Source organism: Micromonospora inyonensis, assembly GCF_900091415.1.
GTDB classification, from domain to species: domain Bacteria; phylum Actinomycetota; class Actinomycetes; order Mycobacteriales; family Micromonosporaceae; genus Micromonospora; species Micromonospora inyonensis.
Genome location: NZ_FMHU01000001.1, coordinates 3,197,084 through 3,218,495 on the forward strand (window position 1 = coordinate 3,197,084; position 21,412 = coordinate 3,218,495).

The 21,412-nt window shown below is 74.0% G+C and carries 21 protein-coding genes, 3 tRNA genes and 1 pseudogene; 16 read left to right on the forward strand and 9 right to left on the reverse strand.

What is annotated here, in order from left to right:
* Positions 1 to 76 precede the first annotated feature (76 nt).
* The 3 genes from GA0074694_RS14465 (at position 77) to GA0074694_RS14475 (ending at position 1,914) form a co-directional block, all read left to right on the forward strand.
* A complete protein-coding gene (locus GA0074694_RS14465) occupies positions 77 to 940 on the forward strand; it encodes a S1C family serine protease (RefSeq protein WP_091458247.1) in 864 nt (287 codons plus the stop codon).
* A gap of 154 nt (positions 941 to 1,094) precedes the next feature.
* Positions 1,095 to 1,520: an alternative ribosome rescue aminoacyl-tRNA hydrolase ArfB gene (arfB, locus tag GA0074694_RS14470; RefSeq protein ID WP_091458249.1), complete on the forward strand. Its 426-nt coding sequence runs from the start codon at positions 1,095 to 1,097 to the stop codon at positions 1,518 to 1,520.
* Positions 1,521 to 1,584: 64 nt separating this feature from the next.
* A complete protein-coding gene (locus GA0074694_RS14475; protein WP_245714695.1) occupies positions 1,585 to 1,914 on the forward strand; it encodes a GNAT family N-acetyltransferase in 330 nt (109 codons plus the stop codon).
* Here GA0074694_RS14475 and GA0074694_RS14480 read toward each other — a convergent pair.
* Entirely contained in the window at positions 1,874 to 2,848 is a 975-nt protein-coding gene (locus GA0074694_RS14480) for a 3-methyladenine DNA glycosylase (protein ID WP_425413598.1), read from the reverse strand. The genes GA0074694_RS14475 and GA0074694_RS14480 overlap by 41 nt on opposite strands.
* Positions 2,849 to 2,882: 34 nt before the next feature.
* Complete coding sequence (locus tag GA0074694_RS14485) at positions 2,883 to 4,133, reverse strand: hypothetical protein (RefSeq protein WP_091458252.1); 1,251 nt, start codon at positions 4,131 to 4,133, stop codon at positions 2,883 to 2,885.
* Positions 4,134 to 4,284: 151 nt separating this feature from the next.
* Here GA0074694_RS14485 and GA0074694_RS14490 point away from each other — a divergent pair, with 151 nt between their 5' ends.
* The 4 genes from GA0074694_RS14490 to GA0074694_RS14505 all read left to right on the forward strand — a co-directional run bounded on the left by GA0074694_RS14490 (position 4,285) and on the right by GA0074694_RS14505 (position 5,726).
* Positions 4,285 to 5,085: a fumarylacetoacetate hydrolase family protein gene (locus tag GA0074694_RS14490; protein WP_091458254.1), complete on the forward strand. Its 801-nt coding sequence runs from the start codon at positions 4,285 to 4,287 to the stop codon at positions 5,083 to 5,085.
* A gap of 129 nt (positions 5,086 to 5,214) precedes the next feature.
* Positions 5,215 to 5,286 (forward strand) — tRNA-Gln (locus tag GA0074694_RS14495).
* 140 nt (positions 5,287 to 5,426) lie between these two features.
* Positions 5,427 to 5,499 (forward strand) — tRNA-Glu (locus GA0074694_RS14500).
* Positions 5,500 to 5,650: 151 nt separating this feature from the next.
* A tRNA-Glu gene (locus GA0074694_RS14505) sits at positions 5,651 to 5,726 on the forward strand.
* A 153-nt stretch (positions 5,727 to 5,879) separates the two neighbouring features.
* Here GA0074694_RS14505 and GA0074694_RS14510 read toward each other — a convergent pair.
* Positions 5,880 to 6,566 carry an IclR family transcriptional regulator gene (locus GA0074694_RS14510; RefSeq protein WP_091458257.1) on the reverse strand — a complete coding sequence of 229 codons (687 nt, stop codon included), beginning with the start codon at positions 6,564 to 6,566 and terminating at the stop codon, positions 5,880 to 5,882.
* A gap of 49 nt (positions 6,567 to 6,615) precedes the next feature.
* Between GA0074694_RS14510 and leuC the strand changes: the two genes are divergently transcribed.
* From leuC to GA0074694_RS14525, 3 genes are all read left to right on the forward strand, one after another.
* A complete protein-coding gene (gene leuC / locus GA0074694_RS14515; protein WP_091458258.1) occupies positions 6,616 to 8,061 on the forward strand; it encodes a 3-isopropylmalate dehydratase large subunit in 1,446 nt (481 codons plus the stop codon).
* 16 nt (positions 8,062 to 8,077) lie between these two features.
* On the forward strand, positions 8,078 to 8,665 hold the full coding sequence (leuD, locus tag GA0074694_RS14520) for a 3-isopropylmalate dehydratase small subunit (RefSeq protein ID WP_091458260.1): 588 nt from the start codon (positions 8,078 to 8,080) through the stop codon (positions 8,663 to 8,665).
* 172 nt (positions 8,666 to 8,837) lie between these two features.
* Positions 8,838 to 9,578, forward strand: a complete 741-nt coding sequence (locus GA0074694_RS14525) for an HU family DNA-binding protein (protein WP_176737904.1) — start codon at positions 8,838 to 8,840, stop codon at positions 9,576 to 9,578.
* A 90-nt stretch (positions 9,579 to 9,668) separates the two neighbouring features.
* On the opposite strand, the gene GA0074694_RS14530 is transcribed toward GA0074694_RS14525, so the two are convergent.
* The 4 genes and pseudogenes from GA0074694_RS14530 to cofC all read right to left on the reverse strand — a co-directional run.
* A complete protein-coding gene (locus tag GA0074694_RS14530) occupies positions 9,669 to 10,538 on the reverse strand; it encodes an NUDIX hydrolase (protein WP_091458265.1) in 870 nt (289 codons plus the stop codon).
* Positions 10,535 to 12,070, reverse strand: a complete 1,536-nt coding sequence (locus GA0074694_RS14535; protein WP_091458267.1) for a CYTH and CHAD domain-containing protein — start codon at positions 12,068 to 12,070, stop codon at positions 10,535 to 10,537. The genes GA0074694_RS14530 and GA0074694_RS14535 overlap by 4 nt, the downstream gene beginning before the upstream one ends.
* 26 nt (positions 12,071 to 12,096) lie before the next feature.
* The gene (locus GA0074694_RS14540) at positions 12,097 to 14,448 is read right to left on the reverse strand and encodes an RNA degradosome polyphosphate kinase (protein WP_425413618.1); all 2,352 of its coding nucleotides are present in this window, start codon (positions 14,446 to 14,448) and stop codon (positions 12,097 to 12,099) included.
* A gap of 351 nt (positions 14,449 to 14,799) precedes the next feature.
* Positions 14,800 to 15,429: pseudogene (gene cofC, locus GA0074694_RS14545) on the reverse strand (2-phospho-L-lactate guanylyltransferase); the annotation flags it as partial.
* A 124-nt stretch (positions 15,430 to 15,553) separates the two neighbouring features.
* Between cofC and GA0074694_RS14550 the strand changes: the two are divergent.
* From GA0074694_RS14550 to GA0074694_RS14565, 4 genes are read left to right on the forward strand one after another with little or no spacing between them, the layout of a single operon-like run.
* Positions 15,554 to 16,309 (forward strand): lysophospholipid acyltransferase family protein, encoded by a 756-nt coding sequence (locus GA0074694_RS14550; RefSeq protein WP_091459177.1) that lies wholly within the window; start codon positions 15,554 to 15,556, stop codon positions 16,307 to 16,309.
* A gap of 23 nt (positions 16,310 to 16,332) precedes the next feature.
* Complete coding sequence (locus tag GA0074694_RS14555; RefSeq protein WP_091458274.1) at positions 16,333 to 17,331, forward strand: NAD(P)H-dependent glycerol-3-phosphate dehydrogenase; 999 nt, start codon at positions 16,333 to 16,335, stop codon at positions 17,329 to 17,331.
* 5 nt (positions 17,332 to 17,336) lie between these two features.
* Positions 17,337 to 18,485, forward strand: coding sequence for a cystathionine gamma-lyase (locus GA0074694_RS14560; protein WP_091458277.1), 1,149 nt, complete (start codon positions 17,337 to 17,339; stop codon positions 18,483 to 18,485).
* Entirely contained in the window at positions 18,482 to 19,282 is an 801-nt protein-coding gene (locus GA0074694_RS14565; RefSeq protein WP_091458280.1) for a putative protein N(5)-glutamine methyltransferase, read from the forward strand. The genes GA0074694_RS14560 and GA0074694_RS14565 overlap by 4 nt, the downstream gene beginning before the upstream one ends.
* A 212-nt stretch (positions 19,283 to 19,494) precedes the next feature.
* Here the strand turns inward: GA0074694_RS14565 and GA0074694_RS14575 are convergent, their stop codons facing one another.
* Both GA0074694_RS14575 and GA0074694_RS14580 read right to left on the reverse strand, forming a co-directional pair.
* The gene (locus GA0074694_RS14575; protein ID WP_091458282.1) at positions 19,495 to 19,704 is read right to left on the reverse strand and encodes a DUF397 domain-containing protein; all 210 of its coding nucleotides are present in this window, start codon (positions 19,702 to 19,704) and stop codon (positions 19,495 to 19,497) included.
* 2 nt (positions 19,705 to 19,706) lie between these two features.
* Positions 19,707 to 20,552, reverse strand: a complete 846-nt coding sequence (locus tag GA0074694_RS14580; protein ID WP_091458285.1) for a helix-turn-helix domain-containing protein — start codon at positions 20,550 to 20,552, stop codon at positions 19,707 to 19,709.
* A gap of 231 nt (positions 20,553 to 20,783) precedes the next feature.
* On the opposite strand from GA0074694_RS14580, the gene GA0074694_RS31640 reads away from it, so the two are divergent.
* On the forward strand, positions 20,784 to 20,957 hold the full coding sequence (locus GA0074694_RS31640; RefSeq protein ID WP_176737905.1) for a hypothetical protein: 174 nt from the start codon (positions 20,784 to 20,786) through the stop codon (positions 20,955 to 20,957).
* 207 nt (positions 20,958 to 21,164) lie between these two features.
* Positions 21,165 to 21,383 carry a hypothetical protein gene (locus tag GA0074694_RS14585; RefSeq protein WP_091458287.1) on the forward strand — a complete coding sequence of 73 codons (219 nt, stop codon included), beginning with the start codon at positions 21,165 to 21,167 and terminating at the stop codon, positions 21,381 to 21,383.
* Positions 21,384 to 21,412 lie beyond the last annotated feature (29 nt).

The window sequence follows — 21,412 nt, forward strand, 5'->3', positions numbered from 1 at the left end:
TGCGGGCGGTGCGACGAGCCGGGGAGCCGGCGGATGGACGGACGGCAGGAGCGGACGACACATGAGGAGCGGACGTATGGCGGTGCAGACCGGACTCGGTGAGCCGCGTGGACCCTGGTTCGTCTCACCCGAACTGGACCCGGACGGGCGTCCCCGTGGGGACGTATCCGCGTCCGGACCGGACCGGCGCGGCCCGGACGCCCCGGGGCGGCTGCTCGCCGCCGCGGCGGCGGTGGTGGCCCTCTCCGCCGGTGCCGGCGCGGTGGCCGGCGGCTGGGTGGCCAACCTGGACGAGACGACGGAGTCACCGGCGGCCACGGCCGCGCCGGTGCCGGCGGAACTGGTCACCGCCGCCGAGCGGACCGTGCCCGGGGTGGTGTCGGTGCTGGTCGGCGACGGTAGGGGCCGGGGCGCGACCGGCTCCGGGTTCGCCGTGGACGACCAGCAGCACATCATCACCAACGACCACATCCTGGCCCGGGGCGGTGGGGTGGTGGCCGTGGAACTGCCCGACGGCCGTCGCGTCCCGGCCCAGGTGGTGGGCCGGGAGCCGCGCAGCGACCTGGCGGTGCTGCGGGTGCCGGCCTCGGCCGGGCTGGCCCCGCTGCCGCTGGCGAAACCGGGTTCGACCCGGGTCGGCGAGCCGGTCCTGGCCGTCGGCTCCCCACTCGGCCTTTCCGGCACGGTGACCGCCGGCATCGTCAGCGCACTGGACCGTCAGGTGCGGCTCGGCGACAACCGGCACACGGCGGTGCAGACCGACGCCTCGATCAACCCCGGGAACTCCGGCGGGCCGCTGGTCAACGCGCGGGGCGAGGTGGTCGGGGTGAACACCGCGATCGCCACCATCGACGGCAACGGCTCGATCGGCATCGGTTTCGCCATCCCGATCGACCAGGTCCAGCAGACCGCCGACACCATCATCGGCCGGGGCGGCTGACCGTGACCGGCGCGCCGGGTCACCGCCAGCCGGGCCGGGCGGGTCAGCGGGTCGGCGGGCCGGCGGGTCGGCGGGTCGGTGGGCCGGTGGGCCGGTGGGCCGGCCGGGTCGAATGGGCGCGCGTGCCCGCCATGCGCACGACTAGCCTCGGGACATGGACGACGGACTGCGGGTGACGGAGCGGCTGGTGGTGCCCGGCGCGGAACTGCGGGAGCGGTTCTCCCGGTCGTCCGGGCCGGGCGGTCAGGGCGTCAACACCACCGACTCGCGGGTCGAGCTGAGCTTCGACGTCGCCACCTCGCCGAGTCTCCCGCCGTACCTGCGTGAGCGGGCCCTCCAGCGGCTCGCCGGGCGGCTGGTCGACGGGGTCCTCACCGTGGCCGCCAGCGAACACCGGGCGCAACTGGCCAACCGCGAGGCCGCCCGGGAACGGATGGCCGCGCTGCTGCGCGAGGCGGTCGCCCCACCGCCGCCGTCCCGCCGGCCGACCCGCCCGTCCCGGGCGGCGAAGCAGCGTCGGCTGGACGAGAAGAAGCGCCGCTCGCAGGTCAAACGCAACCGCCGGGTGGACGGCGACTGACGGCCCGGAAGCAGCCTTCGGGAAACCGGTTGGCGGCGTGAACGGCGCTGGCGAGGATCGGCCGGTGCACACCGATCCCGTGGCCGCCGCGCCCGGCCGTGTCCCCGGCTTCGCCGACAAGCCCACGCTGACCGGGGAACGGGTGTTGCTGCGCCCCTTCGTCGACGACGACCTGCCGGCGCTGTACGCGGCTCTGGCCGATCCGGAGGTGATCCGGCTCACCGGCAGCATCGGCGTCTCGCACGACGAGGAACAGCTACGCCAGTGGTACGGCACCAGCAACGCGCAGACCGACCGGCTCGACCTGGCGGTGGTGGACCGCGCGACCGGAGCGTGCGTCGGCGAGGTGGTGCTCAACCAGTGGACGACGCACCGGGGGCACTCCCAGCGCTGACGGAGCCGCTGCCGCCGAGGTGGTAGCAGGGGACCCTTGTTACCGCTTTTTGTCGAGCAGGGGACCCCTGCAAACACTCCAGGGCGGCGAGCAGGCGGGCGCGGAGCGTGGCGGCGCGCTCGGCGAAGCCACGCTGGGCGGCGACGTACTCGGCCCGGCCCTCCGGCGTCTCGACCCGGACCGGCGGATACCCGAGCGCGGCCAGGTCGTACGGGCTGGCCCGCATGTCCAGGGTGCGGATCTCGCGGGCCAGCGCGAAGCAGTCCGCGACGAGTTCGGCGGAGACCATCGGCGCGAGCTTGTACGCCCACTTGTAGAGATCCATGTTGGCGTGTAGACAGCCCGGCTGCTCCAGGTCGTGCTGGCTCTCCCGGGTCGGGCTGAGCACGTTCAGCGGCCGGGCCGGCGCGGTGAAGAACCGGTACGCGTCGAAGTGGCTGCACCGGACGCCCCGCTCGTCGACGACGGCGGCGGTCCGCTCCGGGCCGAGCCGCAGCGGCCAGGCGTTGTGGCGTACCTCGTCCTGGGGCTGCCGGTAGACCATCGCCCACTCGTGCATGCCGAAGCAGCCCAGGTGCGCCGGTCGCCCGGCGGTCGCGACCAGCAGGTCCCGGATCCAGTCGACGGACCCGGCGCGGCGGGCGCGTACCGCGTCGACGTCGACGGTGACCCCGGCGGCGGTGGCACGGTAGTCCGGGCCGAACTCGGCGGGCTCGGCGTCCCGTAATTCCACGCCCGCCCCCGGATGCCAGCGGCGCAACTGGGCCGGGCGGTGCGAGTAGTAGGTGAAGAGGAAGTCCTCCACCGGGTGCCGCACGCCACCGCGTCGCCGGGCCAGGTGCGGGGCCAGCCAGGCGTCGACCCGCTCCTCGTGCGCCCGGCGGCGGGCCCGCCAGGTCGGCGCGTCGAGCACGGTGGCGAGGGCGGCGGTCACGGATCCCAGGGTACGACCGCCGCCTGCGCCGCCGTCAGGGCACGTCCACCCGCACCCCGGCGGAGAAGACCCCGCTACGCAGTTCGACCTGTCTCGGCCGCTCCGTTCCGCCGACGGTGAAGACCAGCGGCACCACCATCCGCTGGTCGGCCGCCACGGGGTCGGCGAAGACGTCCCGCCCCCGGTTGGCCGTTCGGGTGGCCGGCTCGTCGGTGGTGACCCACCGGCCGTCCGGCAGGTACGCCCGCTGGAGTTCCCCGTGCCAGACCTGCTGGTGCGGGGTGAGGTTGCGCACCCCGACCGTCGCCTGGCAGCGTCGTCGGTCCGCCGTCGGGTCGCAGGCCATCCGGTAGACGGTGAACTCGAACGCGGCCTCCCGCAGGGGCACCCCGAGCGCGCCGGCGTGGCCCTGCCCGCTCCACGCGCCGCTGGTGGGCTGCGCGCCGGGGTTGATCGCGGAGACCCGCCTGGTCGCGGTCCAGGTCGCCGCGCCGGCCACCGCGACCAGGATCGCCGCGGCCACCCCGACCACCAGCCAGACCGGCGGCCTACGGCGGCGGTACGCCGGCACCGGCACCGCCACGCGCGGGTACACCGTGCCCCGGCCGTCCGGGCGTCCGTCAGGCCGGCTGCCGGGGCCGGGGGTACCGGACCGTCCGGCTGCCCGCTCGTCCGGCCGGCTTCGTCGGCGCCGCCACCACCAGCCCGTACCGGCCAGCACCGGCAGCAGCGCCGCGCCCGCGGCCAGCGCGGTGGTGGCGCGTTGCCAGAACGGCGTCGCGTCGGCGCCGCCCCCGTCCCCAGCGCCCTGCCGCCAGGTCGCCGTCGCGCAGTCGTACGGTCGGTCGCCGGCACCGTCGAAGGCGCACGCCGGTGCGGTCAGTGGCCGGTCCGGGGCGGCGCTCAGCGCGGTGTTCAGGGTGGTGGTGCTGCGAGCCGGGAGGGTGAGCCGCCAGGTGACCTCGGCCGACTCGGCCCCGCCGGTCGGCCGGGTCGCCCGGCCCCCGGCGGTGACCGTGGCCGCCGTGGCGCCCGGCGGCAGTTCCTGGCGCACGGTGGTGTCGACCGGGGCGTTGCCGTCGTTGCGTACCTCGATCCGGTAGGCCGGGGCCGGAGTGTCGGTGGGGGCGACGCGCACCCGGACCGCCGGGGCCGTCCCCGGGGTCGCCGGTGTGGCCGCCGCACGGGGCGGGTCGGGCGTCGACAGCGCCGGTAGTGCGCTGAGGAGACCGAGGCAGTGGACGAGCACCGCGAGGGTCCGGTGGGGCCGTGTCGATGCAGGCATACGAACGCACCTCCCGGACCGACGCTAGGGCGGTGGCCGTCCCGCCCGGGTGGAAAGTGCCGAACCCGATCCGCCCGACCTGCGTCGTCGGTACGCTGCGCCGCCCGTGGCGAGGTGCCGGTGGCCTGGGCGGCAGGGCTAGATTGGCGGTGTGCGTATCGCTCGTTTCGCTCATGCCAAGGGAATGTCGTTCGGTGCCGTCGAGGGGGAGCCGGGGGCGGGACCGCAGGGTCTCACCATCGCCGAGATCGAGGGGCACCCGTTCGGGCAGATCCAGTTCAGCGGTGCCCGGTGGGCACTGTCGGACGTCCGCCTGCTCTCGCCGATCCTGCCCAGCAAGGTGGTCTGCGTCGGCCGCAACTACGCCGAGCACGCCGCCGAGCACGGCAGTGCGGTGCCGAAGGAGCCGCTGCTCTTCCTCAAGCCCTCCACCAGCGTCATCGGGCCGCGCGACGCGATCCGGCTGCCGCTGTTCAGCAAGCAGGTCGAGCACGAGGCGGAGCTGGCGGTGGTGATCGGGCCGCCGGGTGCCCGGCGTGCCGACCGCGCCGCCGCCGAGCGGGCCATCTTCGGCTACACCTGCGCCAACGACGTGACCGCGCGCGACCTGCAACGCAACGACGGGCAGTGGACCAGGGCCAAGGGCTTCGACTCGTTCTGCCCGATCGGCCCCTGGATCACCACCGGGCTGGACGTCGGCGACCTGGAGGTCCGCTGCGAGGTCGGACGCGACCCGGAGGAGATGGAGGTCCGTCAGCTGGGCCGGACCAAGGACATGGTCTTCGACGTGCCGTCCCTGGTGTCGTACATCTCGCACGTGATGACGCTGCTGCCCGGGGACGTCGTCCTGACCGGCACCCCGGCCGGGGTTAGTCCGCTCCTGGACGGGGATACCGTCACGGTACGTATCGAGGGGATCGGGGAGCTCTCGAACCCCGTGGTCTCGCTCTGATGGCCGGTGTGGAGGGTGAAACCGCAGCTCACGTGCGGTTTCGGTAACCCGATTTGGCCTGCCGGCACCGGTGGAGTAAAGTTTCTCCCCGGTGCCGCAAGGTGCCGATCCGGTGCCGCAAGGCACCAATGGGGTATGGGGTAATTGGCAGCCCGACTGATTCTGGTTCAGTTAGTCTAGGTTCGAGTCCTGGTACCCCAGCGCAACCGAGGTTCGCGAGAGCCTCGGACGCTGGATTCTGGTGGAGTTCACCTCCCGCCCCCCACATGGTGGCGAGAAGTTGATCGCTGTTAGAGTGCAGCATCGCCGCCCGTGGTGGTGGCGGTGCGAAAAGAAGTTCTGGCCCCGTCGTCTAGCGGCCCAGGACGCCGCCCTCTCAAGGCGGTAGCGCCGGTTCGAATCCGGTCGGGGCTACAAGCGTCACCGGTCCGTCCCGTGTCAAGCGGGGCGGGCTGTTTCACTTCTGCCGGGTCTACCCGGTCCCACCCGGTCGACACGCGGCGCGGGGGGCATGGTTAGACTACGGCGGCACCGCCCGGCAGGGTGGTGAAGCAGGAAAAGTCTTGGCCCCGTCGTCTAGCGGCCCAGGACGCCGCCCTCTCAAGGCGGTAGCGCCGGTTCGAATCCGGTCGGGGCTACCACATCGGCCCGTTTCCCTCCCGGGAGACGGGCCTTTGCGTTCCCCGGGCCCGGGTTCGCGCCCCGGGGGGTGCCCCGCCTCCGCTGTCGGTCATGACGTGGACGGCGACGTCGGGTTCCTGGACCGCCGTCCACGTCATGGCCAACACACGAACTCAGAGGCCGGAGAGGCGTTGGCCGGCGCGGACGACGGCCATGGCGTGGCGTTCGCCGGGGCGCCGGCCCAGGCGTTCGATCGGGCCGGAGATGCTGATCGCGGCGATCACCCGTCCGGTGCGGTCGCGGATCGGAGCAGAGACGCTCGCCACGCCGGCCTCCCGTTCCGCGACACTCTGCGCCCAGCCGCGTCGGCGTACCTCGGCGAGGGTGCGACCGGTGAACTTCGACCGGGGCAGGAGTGGCATCACCGCCTCGGGCGGCTCCCAGGCCAGCAGGATCTGGGCGGCCGAACCGGCGGTCATCGGCAGCACCGACCCGACCGGCACGGTGTCCCGCAGACCGCTGGCCCGCTCGGCGGCGGCCACACAGACCCGCTCGTCGGCCCGCCTGAGGTAGAGCTGGGCGCTCTCCCCGGTGGCGTCGCGCAGGGCGGCCAGCAGCGGCTCCGCCGCGGTCAGCAGCACGTCCGGCGCGGCGTTGGCCAGCTCGCCGAGGCGTGGGCCGGGCCGCCACCGCCCCTGTGTGTCCCGGACGAGCATCCGGTGGATCTCCAGCGCCTGCGCGAGCCGATGGGCCGTGGCCCTCGGCAGCTTGGTGCGATCAACGAGTTCGGCCAGGCTGGCGCCGTCGACACAGGCGGCCAGGATGACCACCGCCTTGTCGAGAACGCCGACACCGCTCATACTGTGTCCCACAAGCCGAAATTTACCTCCCAGAATTTAGGATGTCCAGATGGTGGGAGTCACTCCGAAGCCAAAGACCTTGGCCGAGAAGGTCTGGGACGCGCACGTCGTGCGATCAGCCGAGGGCGAGCCCGACCTGCTCTACATCGACCTGCACCTGCTGCACGAGGTCACCAGCCCACAGGCGTTCGACGGCCTCCGGCTGGCCGGTCGCCCGGTGCGGCGTACCGATCTGACCATCGCGACCGAGGACCACAACACCCCGACCGGGTACGCCGACCCGGCGTTCCGCCAGCGTCGGGGCGACCTCCTCACGATCGCCGACCCGACCTCCCGCACCCAGATCGAGACGTTGCGCCGCAACTGCGCCGAGTTCGGCGTACGGCTGCACCCGCTGGGTGACGAGAACCAGGGCATCGTCCACGTCATCGGTCCCCAGCTCGGCCTGACCCAGCCCGGCATGACCATCGTCTGCGGCGACTCGCACACCGCCACCCACGGCGCGTTCGGTGCGCTCGCCTTCGGCATCGGCACCAGTGAGGTCGAACACGTCCTGGCCACCCAGACCCTGCCGCAGGCCCGCCCGAGGACCATGGCGGTCAACGTCACCGGTCAGCTCGGCCCCGGCGTCACCGCCAAGGACCTGGTGCTCGCGCTGATCGCCCAGGTCGGCACCGGCGGCGGTCGTGGCCACATCGTGGAGTACCGGGGGGAGGCGATCCGGTCGCTGTCGATGGAGGGGCGGATGACCATCGCCAACATGTCCATCGAGTGGGGCGCGAAGGCCGGCATGATCGCCCCGGACGAGACGACCTTCGCGTACCTCCAGGGGCGGCCGAACGCGCCGCAGGGAGCCGACTGGGACGCCGCGGTGGCGTACTGGCGGACGCTTCCCACCGACGAGGGCGCCGTCTTCGACGCCGAGGTGACCCTGGACGCTTCCCGGGTGACGCCCTTCGTCACCTGGGGCACCAACCCGGGTCAGGGCGCGCCCCTGGCCGAGCGGGTGCCCGACCCCGACGGATTCGACAACGAGGCCGAGCGGACCGCCGCCCGCCGCGCGCTGGAGTACATGGATCTGCGCCCGGGGACGCCGCTGCGCGATCTGCCCGTGGACGTGGTCTTCGTCGGCTCCTGCACCAACGGCCGGCTGGAGGACCTCCGCGCGGCGGCCGACGTGCTGCGCGGCCGGCGGGTCGCCGACGGGGTACGGATGCTGGTGGTGCCCGGCTCCGCCGCGGTCCGCCAGGCCGCCGAGGCGGAGGGGCTGGACAAGATCTTCAGCGACGCCGGGGCGGAGTGGCGTTTCGCCGGCTGTTCCATGTGCCTGGGCATGAACCCGGACACCCTCTCGCCGGGGCAGCGGTCCGCCTCCACCTCCAACCGCAACTTCGAGGGCCGGCAGGGCCGGGGCGGGCGTACCCATCTGGTGTCGCCCCCGGTCGCCGCCGCCACCGCCGTGGTCGGCCGGCTGGCCGCGCCGGCCGACCTGTGAAGGGATGACTGGGACGATGGACAGGTTCACCACGCACACCGGCACCGCCGTGCCATTGCGGCGCTCCAATGTGGACACGGATCAGATCATTCCCGCGGTGTACCTCAAGCGGGTGACCCGGACCGGCTTCGCCGACGGCCTCTTCAGCGCGTGGCGGGAGGACCCGGGATTCGTGCTGAACGATTCCTCGTATTCCGGGGCATCGATTCTGGTCGCTGGCCCTGAGTTCGGCACCGGGTCATCCCGTGAACACGCGGTGTGGGCGCTGCGGGACTGGGGCTTCCGGGCGGTGATCTCGCCCCGCTTCGGTGACATCTTCCGTGGCAACGCCTTGAAGGAGGGGCTCCTCCCGGTCGAGCTGGAATTGAAGACGGTCGAAGAACTCTGGGATCGGCTCGATGCCGACCCGACCACTCCGGTCACCGTCGACCTGGCTGCGCGGGAGGTCCGGGTCGGGACGGACACCTGGGCCTTCCCGATGGACGACTTCAGCCGGTGGCGGCTGATGGAGGGCTTGGACGACATTGGACTGACCCTGCGGCAGGAGGCGGAGATCAGCGCCTACGAGGCCCGCCGGTTGCCGTTCCTGCCCGCCCTCGGGTAGCCGTAAGGGCACTCTCGCCTTGGTTTTCGCCCCCGTCGCCTCCGCCGACGGGGGCGAATCCGTTACGACACAAGGGCTTTTTTCCACCGAATGTTTGTGTCCGGGCAGCAGAGGGCATACCGTGCGCGCAGAATGGCTCGCGTCGAGTCAGTTGCACAATCGGGAGGAAGTCGTGAACAAGGCCGAGCTCATCGAGGCGCTCGCCGCTCGCCTGGGGGACAGGAAGTCGGCGACTGCGGCGCTCGACGCGGTCCTCGCTGAGGTCCAGGCGGCGGTGGCGAAGGGCGAGAAGGTGTCCATCACCGGTTTCGGAGCGTTCGAGAAGCGCGTGCGCGCCGCTCGAACAGCCCGCAACCCGCGCACCGGAGAGGCGGTGAAGGTCAAGAAGACATCCGTGCCGACCTTCCGGCCGGGCGCGGGCTTCAAGGAGATGGTGGCCAGCGGCAAGGCGCCGAAGGCCACGACCGCCGCGAAGAAGACCACAACCGCAGCGAAGACGACGGCGGCGGCCAAGACCACCGGGGCGAAGGCGACCGGGGCGAAGGCGACGGGTGCCAAGGCGACGGGTGCCAAGGCGACCGGGGCCAAGGCCACCGCCACGAAGAAGGCCACGGCGGCGGCCAAGGCCGCCCCGGCGACGGCCACCAAGGCCGCGACGAAGGCGGCCACAAAGGCAGCCACGAAGGCCGCGACCAAGGCGGCCGGTACCAAGGCCACCACCAAGGCGGCCGGCGCGAAGGCCGCTCCGGCGAAGAAGAGCACGGCCACCGCCAAGGCCACGGCGGCGAGGAAGACGGCCACGGCCGCGAAGACGACCGCCGCGAAGAAGGCCGGCACCACGACGGCCACGAGCACGGTGGCCAAGAAGTCGCCGGCCCGCAAGGTGCCGGCGAAGAAGACCGCCACCCGCTGATCCCGCACCGACGAAGGGCGTCCACCGTCGAGGTGGACGCCCTTCGTCGTGCCCGCCGGCCAGGGCCCTGACCCGGCACCGGTCGGGGCGTCAGAGACGATCGGGTGGGAGCACCCCGTCGGCGGTGAACGCCAGCAGCCACCCGCCACCCTTGGCCGTGGTGAAGTCGTCCGTACGGCCGGTCAGCCGCTCCAGGGCCGGCGGGATCACCTTGCCCTGGCTGCACACCACGACCGGGTCGCCAGCGGCGGCCAGCGCGGTCAGCCGGGCCGCGGCGGCCAGGGCCCGCTCCACCAGCTGCTGGCCCGGCTCCGGCTCGTCCAGGTCGCGGTTCACCTCGATCGGCAGGTCCAGCAGCTCGGCCAGTGGGTCGAGGGTCTGCACGCAGCGGCGGGGCGAGGCGGAGACGAGACGTACCGGGCGGATCGCGGCCACCAGCGGGGCGAGCGTACGCGCCTGCACCCGACCGGTGGTGTCGAGTGGCCGGGCGGTGTCCGGCCCGGACCAGGTGCCCCGGGCGCCGGCCTGCGCGTGCCGGACCAGCGCCACCGTCCCGGTCACCGGCGGCAGGGCCGCGAACGCGCGCAGCACCTGGGCGTCGTGCGGGTAGCTCACCAGCTCCAGCGCCGCCGTCACCGGCAGCCAGCGCACCCCGTCGACCTCGGTGTCCGCCTGGAAACCCCCCTCCGCCACCGCCCGCAGCGACCAGTAGTCGACCACCTTCGGGCGGCCCTCGCTGCGGTACGAGACGCGCGGCAGACGGACCTGGGGCACGCCTCGGACGTCGCTCTCCTCCGCGACCTCGCGGACCGCGGCGAGCAGCGGGTGCTCGCCCGGTTCGAGTTTGCCCTTCGGCAGCGACCAGTCCCCGTACCGGGGGCGGTGCACCAGGCACACCTCGGTCCCGCCGCCCGCGGCGGGACGCCACGCCACCCCGCCCGCCGCCCGGATGACGCTCATGTCAGCCAGCCCTTCCGTCGGCGTACCGCCCGACGCCAGGTGTCCGGGAGGTCGGCGCGGGCCCGGCGGACCTCGGCCCGCTCCCGTTCGGCCAGCCGACCGGCGGTCACCGCCAGGGTCGGGTCGTCGGGGTGTGCCAGGGCCAGCGCCGTCCAGGTCTCGGCGGCGACGGCCGCGTCCTGGTGCGCGCCGAGCAGCGCCTGGCTCTCCCGGACCGCCCGGGCCAGCTTCCCGGCGCCCGCACCCAGCACCGGGGCGACCGCCTCCAGCGCGTAGCGGACCCGCTTGGCCTCCTTGCGGACGTCGTGCCACTGCTCGTCCGGCCCGAGCGGGTCGAGCGCGGGTACCCCGCCGTGTCGGCCGGTGCCGTGCGCCAGCCGGCGCCACGGTTTCCGGACCAGCCGGGGCAGCGCCTTCTCCGCCGGGGTGTCCGCCTTCGAGGTGAGGCGGGGGGCGCGGTCCGCCGCCACCAGGGACTCGACCAGGGCGAGGTAGCGGGGAGAACGCAGCGCGTCGGCCAGGGCGGCGACCGCCTGCCGCTGCCCGGCGGCGAGCGCGGCGTCCAGCCGGCCCAGCGCGCCCGCGTCGAGCGGGTCGACCGGGTCGGCCGCGGCGGTGCGCCGCAGCCGGTCGCGGAGCACCTCGACGTCCCGGGCCTCGCCGAGCACCCCGCCGAGCCAACGCAGCTCGTCGGCGAGCGGGTCCGCCCAGGCGGCGTCGAGCAGCGGCGCGAAGGTGCGCAGGTCGCTGCGGAGCCGCCGGGTGCCGACCCGCATCTTCCGGACCGCCTCGACGTCGCCGGCCTCCTCGCCGAGGCGTACCAGCGGGTCGTAGCGGAGGATGCGGCGCACGCCGCGTCGGATCGCCTCGGCGACCGCGTCACCGGCGGTCGGCTCCGCCGGCAGCTCGCCCGGCCCGACCAGGTCCGGAGCCCGTCGCGCCGGCTTGCCGAGCGCCTTGACGTGCTTGGGAACGAACTCCGCCAGCCGCGCGCCCGCCGTGGTGAGCAGCGCGTCCACCCGGTCGAGCAGGTCGGAGTCGACGCTGCCGCGTTCGACCTCCACCTCCCGGAAGCTGAGGTCGACCACGTCGGTCGCGCCCCCGGCGGCCAGCGAGGTCACCTGGTCCTCGACCACCTCGGCGAGCAGCCCGCCGTCGCCGTCGCGCAGTTCGCGGCGTTCCCGGGCCGTGCTGACCAGGGCGACCGCGACCAGCGGCGCACCCCGGTGGTACGCGGTGACCAGCGCGACCAGCTCCGCCGGCACGGCGTCCGCTGGCCCCGGCCGGGAGATCTCGTGCCGGACCCCGGGGGAGTCGGTGGGCAGCTTCACCGTCCAGGGCAGCTCGTCACCCTCGCGGTGCCGCAGCGAGACCCCGGTCCGGGCCAGTCGCAGGTCGGCGGTGTCGAAGTAGGTGGCGACCAGGGTCACCGGGGCAGGGCTGTCGACCCGGCCCCCGGCGGGCACGGCGGGGGACAGGTCCGGCAGCCGGAAGTCGGCCGGCACCGCGTACTTGCGCTCCTGTTCGACCATCGCCCCAGACTATGCCGCCCGCCCGGTCAGCCCGCGGTGCCGCCGACCCGGCGCAGCAGCAGCTCCTGGAGGTGTTGCAGCGGGGCGTCCGGGGTGCTCTCCCGGCGGCTCCAGGTGCCGTCGGCGGCCAGCTCGAAGGCGTCCACCTCGGGGCTCATCGCGGCGGTCAGCACGTGGTCCAGTTCGGCGCGGGCGACCGGGTCGCCCACCTGGACCAGCGCCTCCACCCGGCGGTCCAGGTTGCGGTGCATCAGGTCGGCCGAGCCCATCCAGAACTCCGCCGCGCCGTCGTTGCCGAACCGGAAGATCCGGGAGTGCTCCAGGAACCGGCCGAGAATCGACCGGACCCGGATGTTCTCCGACAGCCCCGGTACGCCGGGACGTAGCGTGCACATGCCCCGGATGATCAGGTCCACGTGCACCCCGGCCCGGGAGGCCCGGTAGAGCGCGTCGGTCACCTCCTCGTCGACCAGGGAGTTCACCTTGATCTGCACCAGTCCGGGCGCGCCGAGCCGGGTGTGCGCGATCTCCCGTTCGATCCGCTCGATCAGGCCCCGCCGGATGCCCTGCGGGGCGACCAGCAGCCGCCGGTACGTGGTCTGCCGGCTGTAGCCGGTGAGCACGTTGAACAGGTCGGTCAGGTCCGCGCCGATCTCCGGGTCGGCGGTGAGCACCCCGAAGTCCTCGTACAGCCGGGCGGTCTTCGGGTGGTAGTTGCCGGTGCCGATGTGGCAGTAGCGGCGGATCTGGTTGCCCTCCTGGCGTACCACCAGGGACGTCTTGCAGTGCGTCTTCAGCCCCACCAGGCCGTAGACCACGTGGCAGCCGGCCCGCTCCAGGGTGCGGGCCCAGCCGATGTTCGCCACCTCGTCGAAGCGGGCCTTCAGCTCGACCAGCACCACCACCTGCTTGCCGGCCGCGGCGGCGTCGACCAGCGCGTCGACGATGGGGGAGTCGCCGCTGGTGCGGTAGAGGGTCTGCTTGATGGCCAGCACGTCCGGGTCGGCGGCGGCCTGCTCGACGAAGCGCTGCACGCTGGTCGCGAACGAGTGGTACGGGTGGTGCACCAGCACGTCCCCGTCCCGCAGGGTCGCGAAGACGCTGCGCGGCACCTCCCCCTCGGTGAGCCTGGGATGGGTGGCCGGGACGAACGGCGGGTCCTTCAGGTCGGGGCGGTCCGCCTCGCCGTAGAGCTGCCAGAGTGCCGAGAGGTCCAGCAGGCCGCGGACCCGCAGCACGTCGGTGGCGTCCATGTCCAGTTCCCGGACGAGCAGCTCCAGCATGTGGTCGGAGATGGAGGCGGCGACCTCCAGGCGCACCGGCGGGCCGAAGCGGCGGCGGGCCAGCTCCCGCTCCAGCGCCTGGAGGAGGTCCTCGTCGCGGTCCTCGTCGACCTCCAGCTCGGCGTTGCGGGTGACCCGGAAGGGGTGGCACTCCACCACCTGCATGCCGGAGAAGAGCTGTCCCAGGTGCGCCGAGATCAGCTCCTCGACCGGCAGGAACCGGACCCCGGCCAGGTCCCGGCAGACCCGGACGAACCGGGGGACGTTGTTCGGCACCTTCACCCGGGCGAACAGCTCGGCCCCGCCGTGCGGGTCGCGGACCGTCACCGCGAGGTTGAGCGACCGCCCGGAGATGTACGGGAACGGGTGCGCCGGGTCGACGGCCAGCGGGGTCAGCACCGGGAAGATCTGCTCGCGGAAGTAGGTGCGCAGCCGTTCCCGCTCGGGGTCACCGAGGTCGGACCAGTTCAGCAGGTGGATGTCCTCGGCGGCCAGCTTCGGCTGGACGTCGTCGACGAAGCAGGTGGCGTGCCGGCCGACCAGTCCGGCGGCCTTTCCCGCGACCAGGTCGAGCTGGGTGCGCAGCGGCATCCGGTCGCCGCCACGGACCGGCAGGCCGGCCTGGAGGCGTCGCTTCAACCCGGCCACCCGGACCATGTAGAACTCGTCGAGGTTGCTGGCGAAGATGGCCAGGAACTTGGCCCGTTCCAGCAGCGGGGTGCGTGGGTCCTCGGCCAGGGTGAGCACCCGGGCGTTGAAGTCGAGCCAGGCGAGTTCGCGGTTGAGGAAGCGGTCCTCGGGCAGCGGCTCCGGCGCCGGTCCGCCACCGGTGAGGTCGGGACCGTCCGGCCCGGCGTCGGCGGGAACGTGCCCGGCGTCGGCGGGAACGTGCCCGGCGTCGGCCGTAGGGACCTGCTCGGGGTCGACGACCTCCTCCAGCCCGGCGGACGCCGCGCCGCCGGCACCCGGTCCCGGCTGTCCGTCGCCGACCCGGCCGTCGACGTCGCTGGCGGTGGTCCCGGCCCCGCCGCCGGGGGTGGCACCGGCGGGCACGTCGGAACCCACGGCGGTGGTGTCGGCCGGGTCGGCGCCCACCGGGCCGGACGGCTCGGGGGTGCGGCGTGGGCGGACCGGGCGGCGGCGCGGAGGGGTGCTCACCCCGCCATCATGACCCGACGAGGGTGAACGCGAAATGAACTTGCGCAGCCCAGGTCAGTCCATGGTCGGCAAGGTCACCCTCACAATCGCCCCGGCGGTGTCCCGGTCGACGCGGACCCGTTGGCCGAGGCGGAGCAGGCGCAGCCCGGAGGCGTCGAAGGCGTGGGCCGGGAAGGACAGCTCGGTGCCGTCGTCGAGGAGCAGCGTCCCGGTGCGTGTCGCGCCGTCGAAGGTGGCCACCGTGCCCTGCATGCCCGCACCGTACACCCGCCCGGGGCAGCCGGGGGCGGCGGCCGGGCAGCGGGGCGCGGCCAGCGCGGCGGTGTGCGGGCCCAGCCCGAGTCGGGCGGCCTCCGCGAGGTCTGCCGGAGTGTCCACGTCCCGGCGCAGGGTCGGCCAGCCGCCGGCCAGGGGGAGCGCCCCGCTGGCGGCGTGCGCGGCGGCCGAACCGGCCCCGAAGCGCGGGTCCAGCGGTACACCGGCCGGTGCGGCGAGCAGCACCGTGCCGTCCCCCGTGGCGTCGGCGACGAAGTGGCGTACCCCCGGGGTGCCGGCGGCGGCCCGCAGCGCCGCGCCCAGGTCGGCCGGGAGCAGCGCGGGCAGGTCGGCGGTGAGCCCGGCCACCGGACCGCCGGCGGTCTCCGCGCCGTGCCGCAGCGCGGCGTTGAGCCCGGCGTCCGGGACGTCGGGCAGCACCCGCGCGCCCGCCGAGCGGACCGCCGGGGCGACCCGGGGGTCGTCGGTCACCACCAGCAGGGCGGCCACCGCGTCGCAGGCGAGCACCGCGCGGACCGTGTCGAGGGCGAGGGCGAGGGCCAGGGACTCGTGCGGTACGCCCGGCAGTGCACCGCGTAGTCTGCTCTTCGCCACGTCAAGGCGCTTCACCGGCACCACCACGGTCCAGCTCGGCTCGCTCACTGGCTCATCCTGCCCCAGCCGGGGCGCGGCACCCTCGCTGGCCCCGACCGGGGGAAGCAGGCATGATTTCGCTGCGGGCGTCACCGGTGGACGCGGTCGCGGGGCGGTGGAACGAGGAGGCAGCGTGGCACGGCGCAGGCTGGGATTCTGGCAGTGGTTCGCCGTGGTGCTGGTCAAGCCCGTGATGACCGTCTGGACGCGGCGCACCTGGATCGGCATGGAGCACATCCCGCGCGACGGTGGGGTGATCATCGTCCCCAACCACCTCTCGCACGCCGACCCGCTGGTCTCCGCGCACTTCGTCTACGACGCCGGTCGGTGGCCGCGCTACCTCGGCAAGGCCAGCGTCTTCCGGGTTCCGCTGGTGGGGTCGATCCTGCACCGCTGCCGCCAGATCCCGGTCGAGCGGGGCACCGTGGACGCGGCCCGCTCCCTCGACGCCCTGGTCGCCGCGCTGGACGAGGGCGGTGCGGTGATCATCTATCCGGAGGGGACGCTCACCAGGGAGCCCGACCTGTGGCCGATGCGCGGGAAGACCGGGGCGGCCCGGCTCGCCCTGGCCACCGGAGCGCCGGTGGTCCCGCTCGCGATGTGGGGCCCGGAGAAGATCATCGACTCCCGGCGCAACCGGGTGAGCCTGCGTCCGAGGATCCCGGTCACCGTGACCGCCGGCCCGCCGGTCGACCTGAGCCGCTGGGCGGACGCGCCACCGACCAAGGCGACCCTGGAGGAGATGACCGACGAGATCATGCTCCGGATCCGCGACCTGCTCGCCGGGATCCGCGGCGGCACACCACCGCCGCTGTGGCAACGCCCGGGACGTCCGGGCGCGCTCGGAGCGAGCCGGGACGGCATCGAGGAACCGGGGGGTGGCGCGTGACCGCGAGAAGGGACCCGGCGGCGATGAGCGGGCACGTGGCGGTGCTCGGGGCCGGGTCCTGGGGCACGGCGTTCGCCAAGATCCTTGCCGACGCGGGCCGGGAGGTGGCGATCTGGGCGCGGCGGCCACCGGTCGCCGAGGCGATCCGGCTCCGGGGGCGCAACCCGGAGTACCTGCCCGACCTGCGCCTGCCGCACCGGGTGACGGCCACCGGCGACGCCGTCGAGGCGATCTCCGGGGCCGAGGTGGTGGTACTGGCGGTGCCGTCGCAGACGCTGCGGGGCAACCTCGCCGAGTGGGCCAGCCACCTGGAGCCGGACGCCACCCTGGTCTCCCTGATGAAGGGGATCGAGCTGGGCACCACCAAGCGGATGAGCGAGGTGATCGTGGAGACCGCCAAGGTGGCGGCGGACCGGGTGGTGGTGGTCTCCGGCCCCAACCTGGCCCCCGAGATCGCCGCCGGGCAGCCGGCCGCCACGGTGGTCGCCTGCACCGACATCGGGCGGGCCACCCTGGTGCAGCGCGCGGTCACCACGCCGTACTTCCGGCCGTACACCAACGACGACGTGATCGGCTGCGAGCTGGGTGGGGCGGTCAAGAACGTGATCGCCCTGGCGTACGGCATCGCCACCGCGATGGGCTTCGGGGACAATACCCGCGCCATGCTGATCACCCGGGGGCTGGCCGAGACCGCCCGGCTGGGCGTGGCGCTCGGCGCGGACCCGCTGACCTTCGCCGGCCTGGCCGGCATGGGTGACCTGGTCGGCACCTGCTCGTCGCCGTTGTCGCGCAACCGTACGTTCGGCGAGCACCTGGGCCGGGGGGAGACCCTGGAGCAGGCGCAGGTGGCCACCCGGCAGACCGCCGAGGGGGTCAAGAGCTGCCTGGCGATCCGCGACCTGGCCCGTGCGCACAGGGTGGAGATGCCCATCACCGAGCAGGTCGAACGGGTCTGTCACGAGGGCGTCGACCCGCGTCTGGCGGTCCGGGCGCTGATGAGTCGCACCACGAAGCCGGAGTAGGACGGATGGACGCGGGGGAGCCGGGAAGCGCCCTGCCGGTCGACTGGGCGGACGGGACCCGCTGCGTGCATGCCGGACTGCCCGAACCCGCCCCGGGGCAGCCGTTCCTGCCCGGTCCGGTCTTCGCCGCGCCGTACCACCTCGACCCGTGGCAGGGGCCGGCGGGCAGCCCGAACGGCTACGGCCGCCCGGACAACCCGACCCGCCGGCTGCTCGAGGCGGCGATCGGGGAACTGGAGGGGGGCGACTGCCGGGTCTTCGCCAGCGGCCAGGCCGCGATCACCGGGCTGCTGCTGGCCGTGCTGCGTCCCGGGGACACCGTGCTGCTTCCTGCCGACGGGTACTTCCCGGTCCGGTCCTTCGCCACCGACACCCTCGCCGGGATCGGGGTCACGGTGGGGTTCGCGCCGACCGCCGGACCGTACCCGACGCTTCACGGCATACGCCTGGTGCTGCTGGAGACCCCGGCAAACCCCGGCCTGGACGTCTGCGACGTCGCCGCGCTGGCGGAGCGGGCGCACGCCGCCGGGGCGCTGCTCGCGGTGGACAACACCACCGCCACCCCGCTCGGGCAACGCCCGCTGGACCTCGGCGCGGACCTGGTGGTCGCCTCCGGCACCAAGGCCCTGACCGGTCACTCCGACCTGCTGCTCGGCTACGTCGCCAGCCGGTCGGCCGAGCTGCTGGCGACGGTGACCGCCTGGCGCACCACCACCGGCGCGGTGCCCGGCGCGTTCGACGCCTGGCTGGCGCACCGCTCGCTGGCCACCCTGGACCTGCGGCTGGCCCGGCAGTCGGCGAACGCCGGGGCGGTGGCCCGGCTGCTCGCCGACCGTCCCGACGTGACCGGGGTGCGCTGGCCGGGGCTGCCCGACGACCCGTCCCATCCGGTGGCGTCGGTCCAGATGCGCCGGCTGCCGGGGATCGTCTCGTTCGACCTCGGCGACGCCGGGCGGGTCGCCCGGTTCGTCGCGGCGTCGCGGCTGGTCGCCGCCGCCACCTCGTTCGGTGGGCTGCACACCACCGCCGACCGGCGGGCCCAGTGGGGCGACGACACCGCGCCGGGCTTCGTCCGGCTCTCCTGCGGCGTGGAGGACACCGCCGACCTGGTGGCCGACCTGACCGCCGCCCTGAACGCCGTGTCCCCGGCGTGACCGCGTATCCCGACCGCCCCGCCCTCGTGCACCTGCTCCGCGCCGCCGGTTGTGTCTTCGCCGAGGACGAGGCGGACCTGCTCATCGCCGCCGCCGACTCACCCGCGACGCTGGCGGCGCTCGCCGACCGCCGGGTGGCCGGTGATCCCCTGGAACACCTGCTCGGGTGGGCCGAGTTCGGCGGCCTGCGGGTGTCCGTCGCACCGGGGGTGTTCGTGCCCCGGCGACGCACCGCGTTGCTGGCCACCGCCGCCGAGGCGGTGGCCGGGCCGGAACCGGTGGTGGTGGAACTCTGCTGTGGCTCCGGGGCCGTCTCGCTGCTGCTGGCACGGCGGCTGCGGCCCCGCTGGCAGGCCGCCGCCGACGTCGACCAGGCCGCCGTCGCGTGCGCCCGGCGCAACCTGGCCGGGCTGGGCGTGCCGGTGTACGAGGGCGACCTGTTCGACCCGCTGCCGGCCCACTGGCGGGGTCGGCTGGACCTGGTCGTGGCGAACGCGCCGTACGTGCCGACGTCGGCGGTGGAGTTGATGCCGCCCGAGGCCCGCCTGCACGAGCCGACCGTGGCGCTGGACGGCGGATCGGACGGGCTCGCCGTGCTGCGCCGGCTGGCCGTGGACGCGGTGCGGTGGCTCGCCCCGGGCGGGCACCTGGTGGTGGAGGTCGGCGGGAGTCAGGTCGACGCGCTCTGCGCGGCGCTGGCCCGGTGTGGCCTGGTGCCCACGGTCACCCGCTCGGCGGAACTCGACGCGACCGCGGTCACCGCTCGCCTGGTCGGTGAGACCGCGACCGAGGGGTGAGCGGGATCGTCACCACCTGATCCGTGGAGTGCACCCGGTCGGACGCCCGCCGCAACAGCGAACGCCTGTGGCAGGCGGCGACGGCGCTCTTCGCCGAGCGCGGCCTGACCGTGCCGCTCAAGGAGATCGCCCGGGAGGCCGGAGCGGAGGAGGGGCCTGAGGAAGGGGTGGGTGGGCCCCTTCCTGTCGGGTGCAGGAAAGAGCCCGGTCCGTCACGCCCGGGCCGACGCGGGCGGAGCGCCGGCGAAGGCGGTCCAGACGGTCGGGGGGAAGAGGAGCACCGGGCCGTCCGGGTCCTTGGAGTCGCGGACCGCGACGGTGCCCGGGACGACCGCCATCTCCACGCAGGCGCCCTCGTCTCCACTGTGGCTGCTCTTGCGCCAACGGGCCGTGGCCAGCGCCGGATGGGCCGTCGGTGTCATGTCTACCGTCCCTTCAGAAGTCGAACGAGTTGGTCGCGGCTGTCCGCCGGGCTGAGCGCGACGCTCCGCAGGTGTTCCATGATCTTGGTGCAGGTACGCAGCTCACCCGGACGGTCGAGGACCATCTGACCGGCCACCGTCTCCACCGAGGCGATGATCGGGTCCTCCGGGTCGGGGAACTCCAGGATGTGCAGGGAGCCCCGGGTGCCCCGGTGGTAACCGGCCGTCAGCGGGATGACCTGGACGGTGATGTTGGGTAGCTCGATCATCTTGAGCAGGTGGTCGAGCTGCGCCGCCATCACCGCCTGGTCACCGACCGGGCGGAGCAGGGCCCCCTCGTCGATGATCGCGTCGAAGATGGGCGGCTCCGGCCCGGTCAGCCGCTGCTGCCGGTCCAACCGGGCCTTCACCCGCTGCTCGACCCCCTCGTCGGTGAGCGTGTGCGGGCCGCCCCGCATCACCGCCCGGATGTAGTCGGCGGTCTGGAGCAGGCCCGGCACCACGGACGGCTCGAAGTTGGCGATGGCGCTCGCCTCGGCCTCCAGGGCGATGAAGTCGATGGTCCGTTTGTCGAGGACGTACGAGTACGACACCCACCAGCCGGGTTTGCGGGCGTCCTTGGCCAGCGCGACGGCGGCGTCGACGTCCTCCGCGCCGACACCGTAGAGCGTGAGCAGCGCCCGGACGGTGGCCGGGCTGACCAGCGTCTGGGCGTTCTCGTAGCGGGACAGGGTGCTGCGGGTGCTGTTGATCTCGTCCGCTGCGGCCTCGAGGGTCAGGCCGGCCGCTTCCCGGTGGCTGCGCAGCGCGATGCCGAGCCGACGGGCCCGGGCGGTCTTCGGTGCCATGCCCCGATCGTCGCACAGATCCATGGGAATACGTACATGAGAGAGGGGGGATGAGAGTTGCATTCATGCTGTTCGAGGTGTCAGGCTGTCACCGAGTCCTCACCGCCGGTGGTCGTGGCGACGGTGGTGGTGAGCGACGGAGGGGAAATGAGACGCGTGGTGGTCGGGTTCCCACTCCCCCACCCGACCACCACGTGTCTCCCACCAGGGCGCACCGGAAGGGGATCGCCGATGACCACCGGTTGCTGGCCTCGGGTGTCGCGTTGCCGCTGGTGCGCACGCCCGGTGCTGCGGGACAACGAGGGCACGTGGATCCACGCCGACCTCGCCTACGTCTGCCGGGACTCCTCCGGCGGCCTCGCGGCCACCACTGCCGAGCCCGAGCAGGTGCGCCGTGCGTCCTGACGCCGGGCGTCCGCGACCCCACTGCCGGCCCGGGCAGGGGAGTGCGCGACGCACCGGGAAGTGCCGGACGACGGGAGCGGCCGTCCGGTACGGCGTGCCGCGTCACGCGTGGGGGGGCGTGGCGCGGCACGCGCCGTTCGGCACCGGGGGGCCGACGTTGCCCCGGGTGTCGCCGGGCACGATGGGAACCGGCGGAGGTGGTCCCCGGTGACCCGGTTCCTGGTGGTGCTCACCGACGTCCGCCCGCTCGACGGCGTGCTCCGCAACGAGCGGACCATGCCGGAGCGGCGACGCCAGGTGGTCAGCGCGAGCAGCCGGGCCGCCGCCGACCGGATCGCCGCCGCCTTCATGGCGCTCGGTATGGTCCGCGCCGGCCGGCAGCGGGTCAAGGTGATCGCCGTGGGACGCCGTTACGGCAGCTGCTGACCCGTCCCACGGTGCGCCCCGACCGCCCG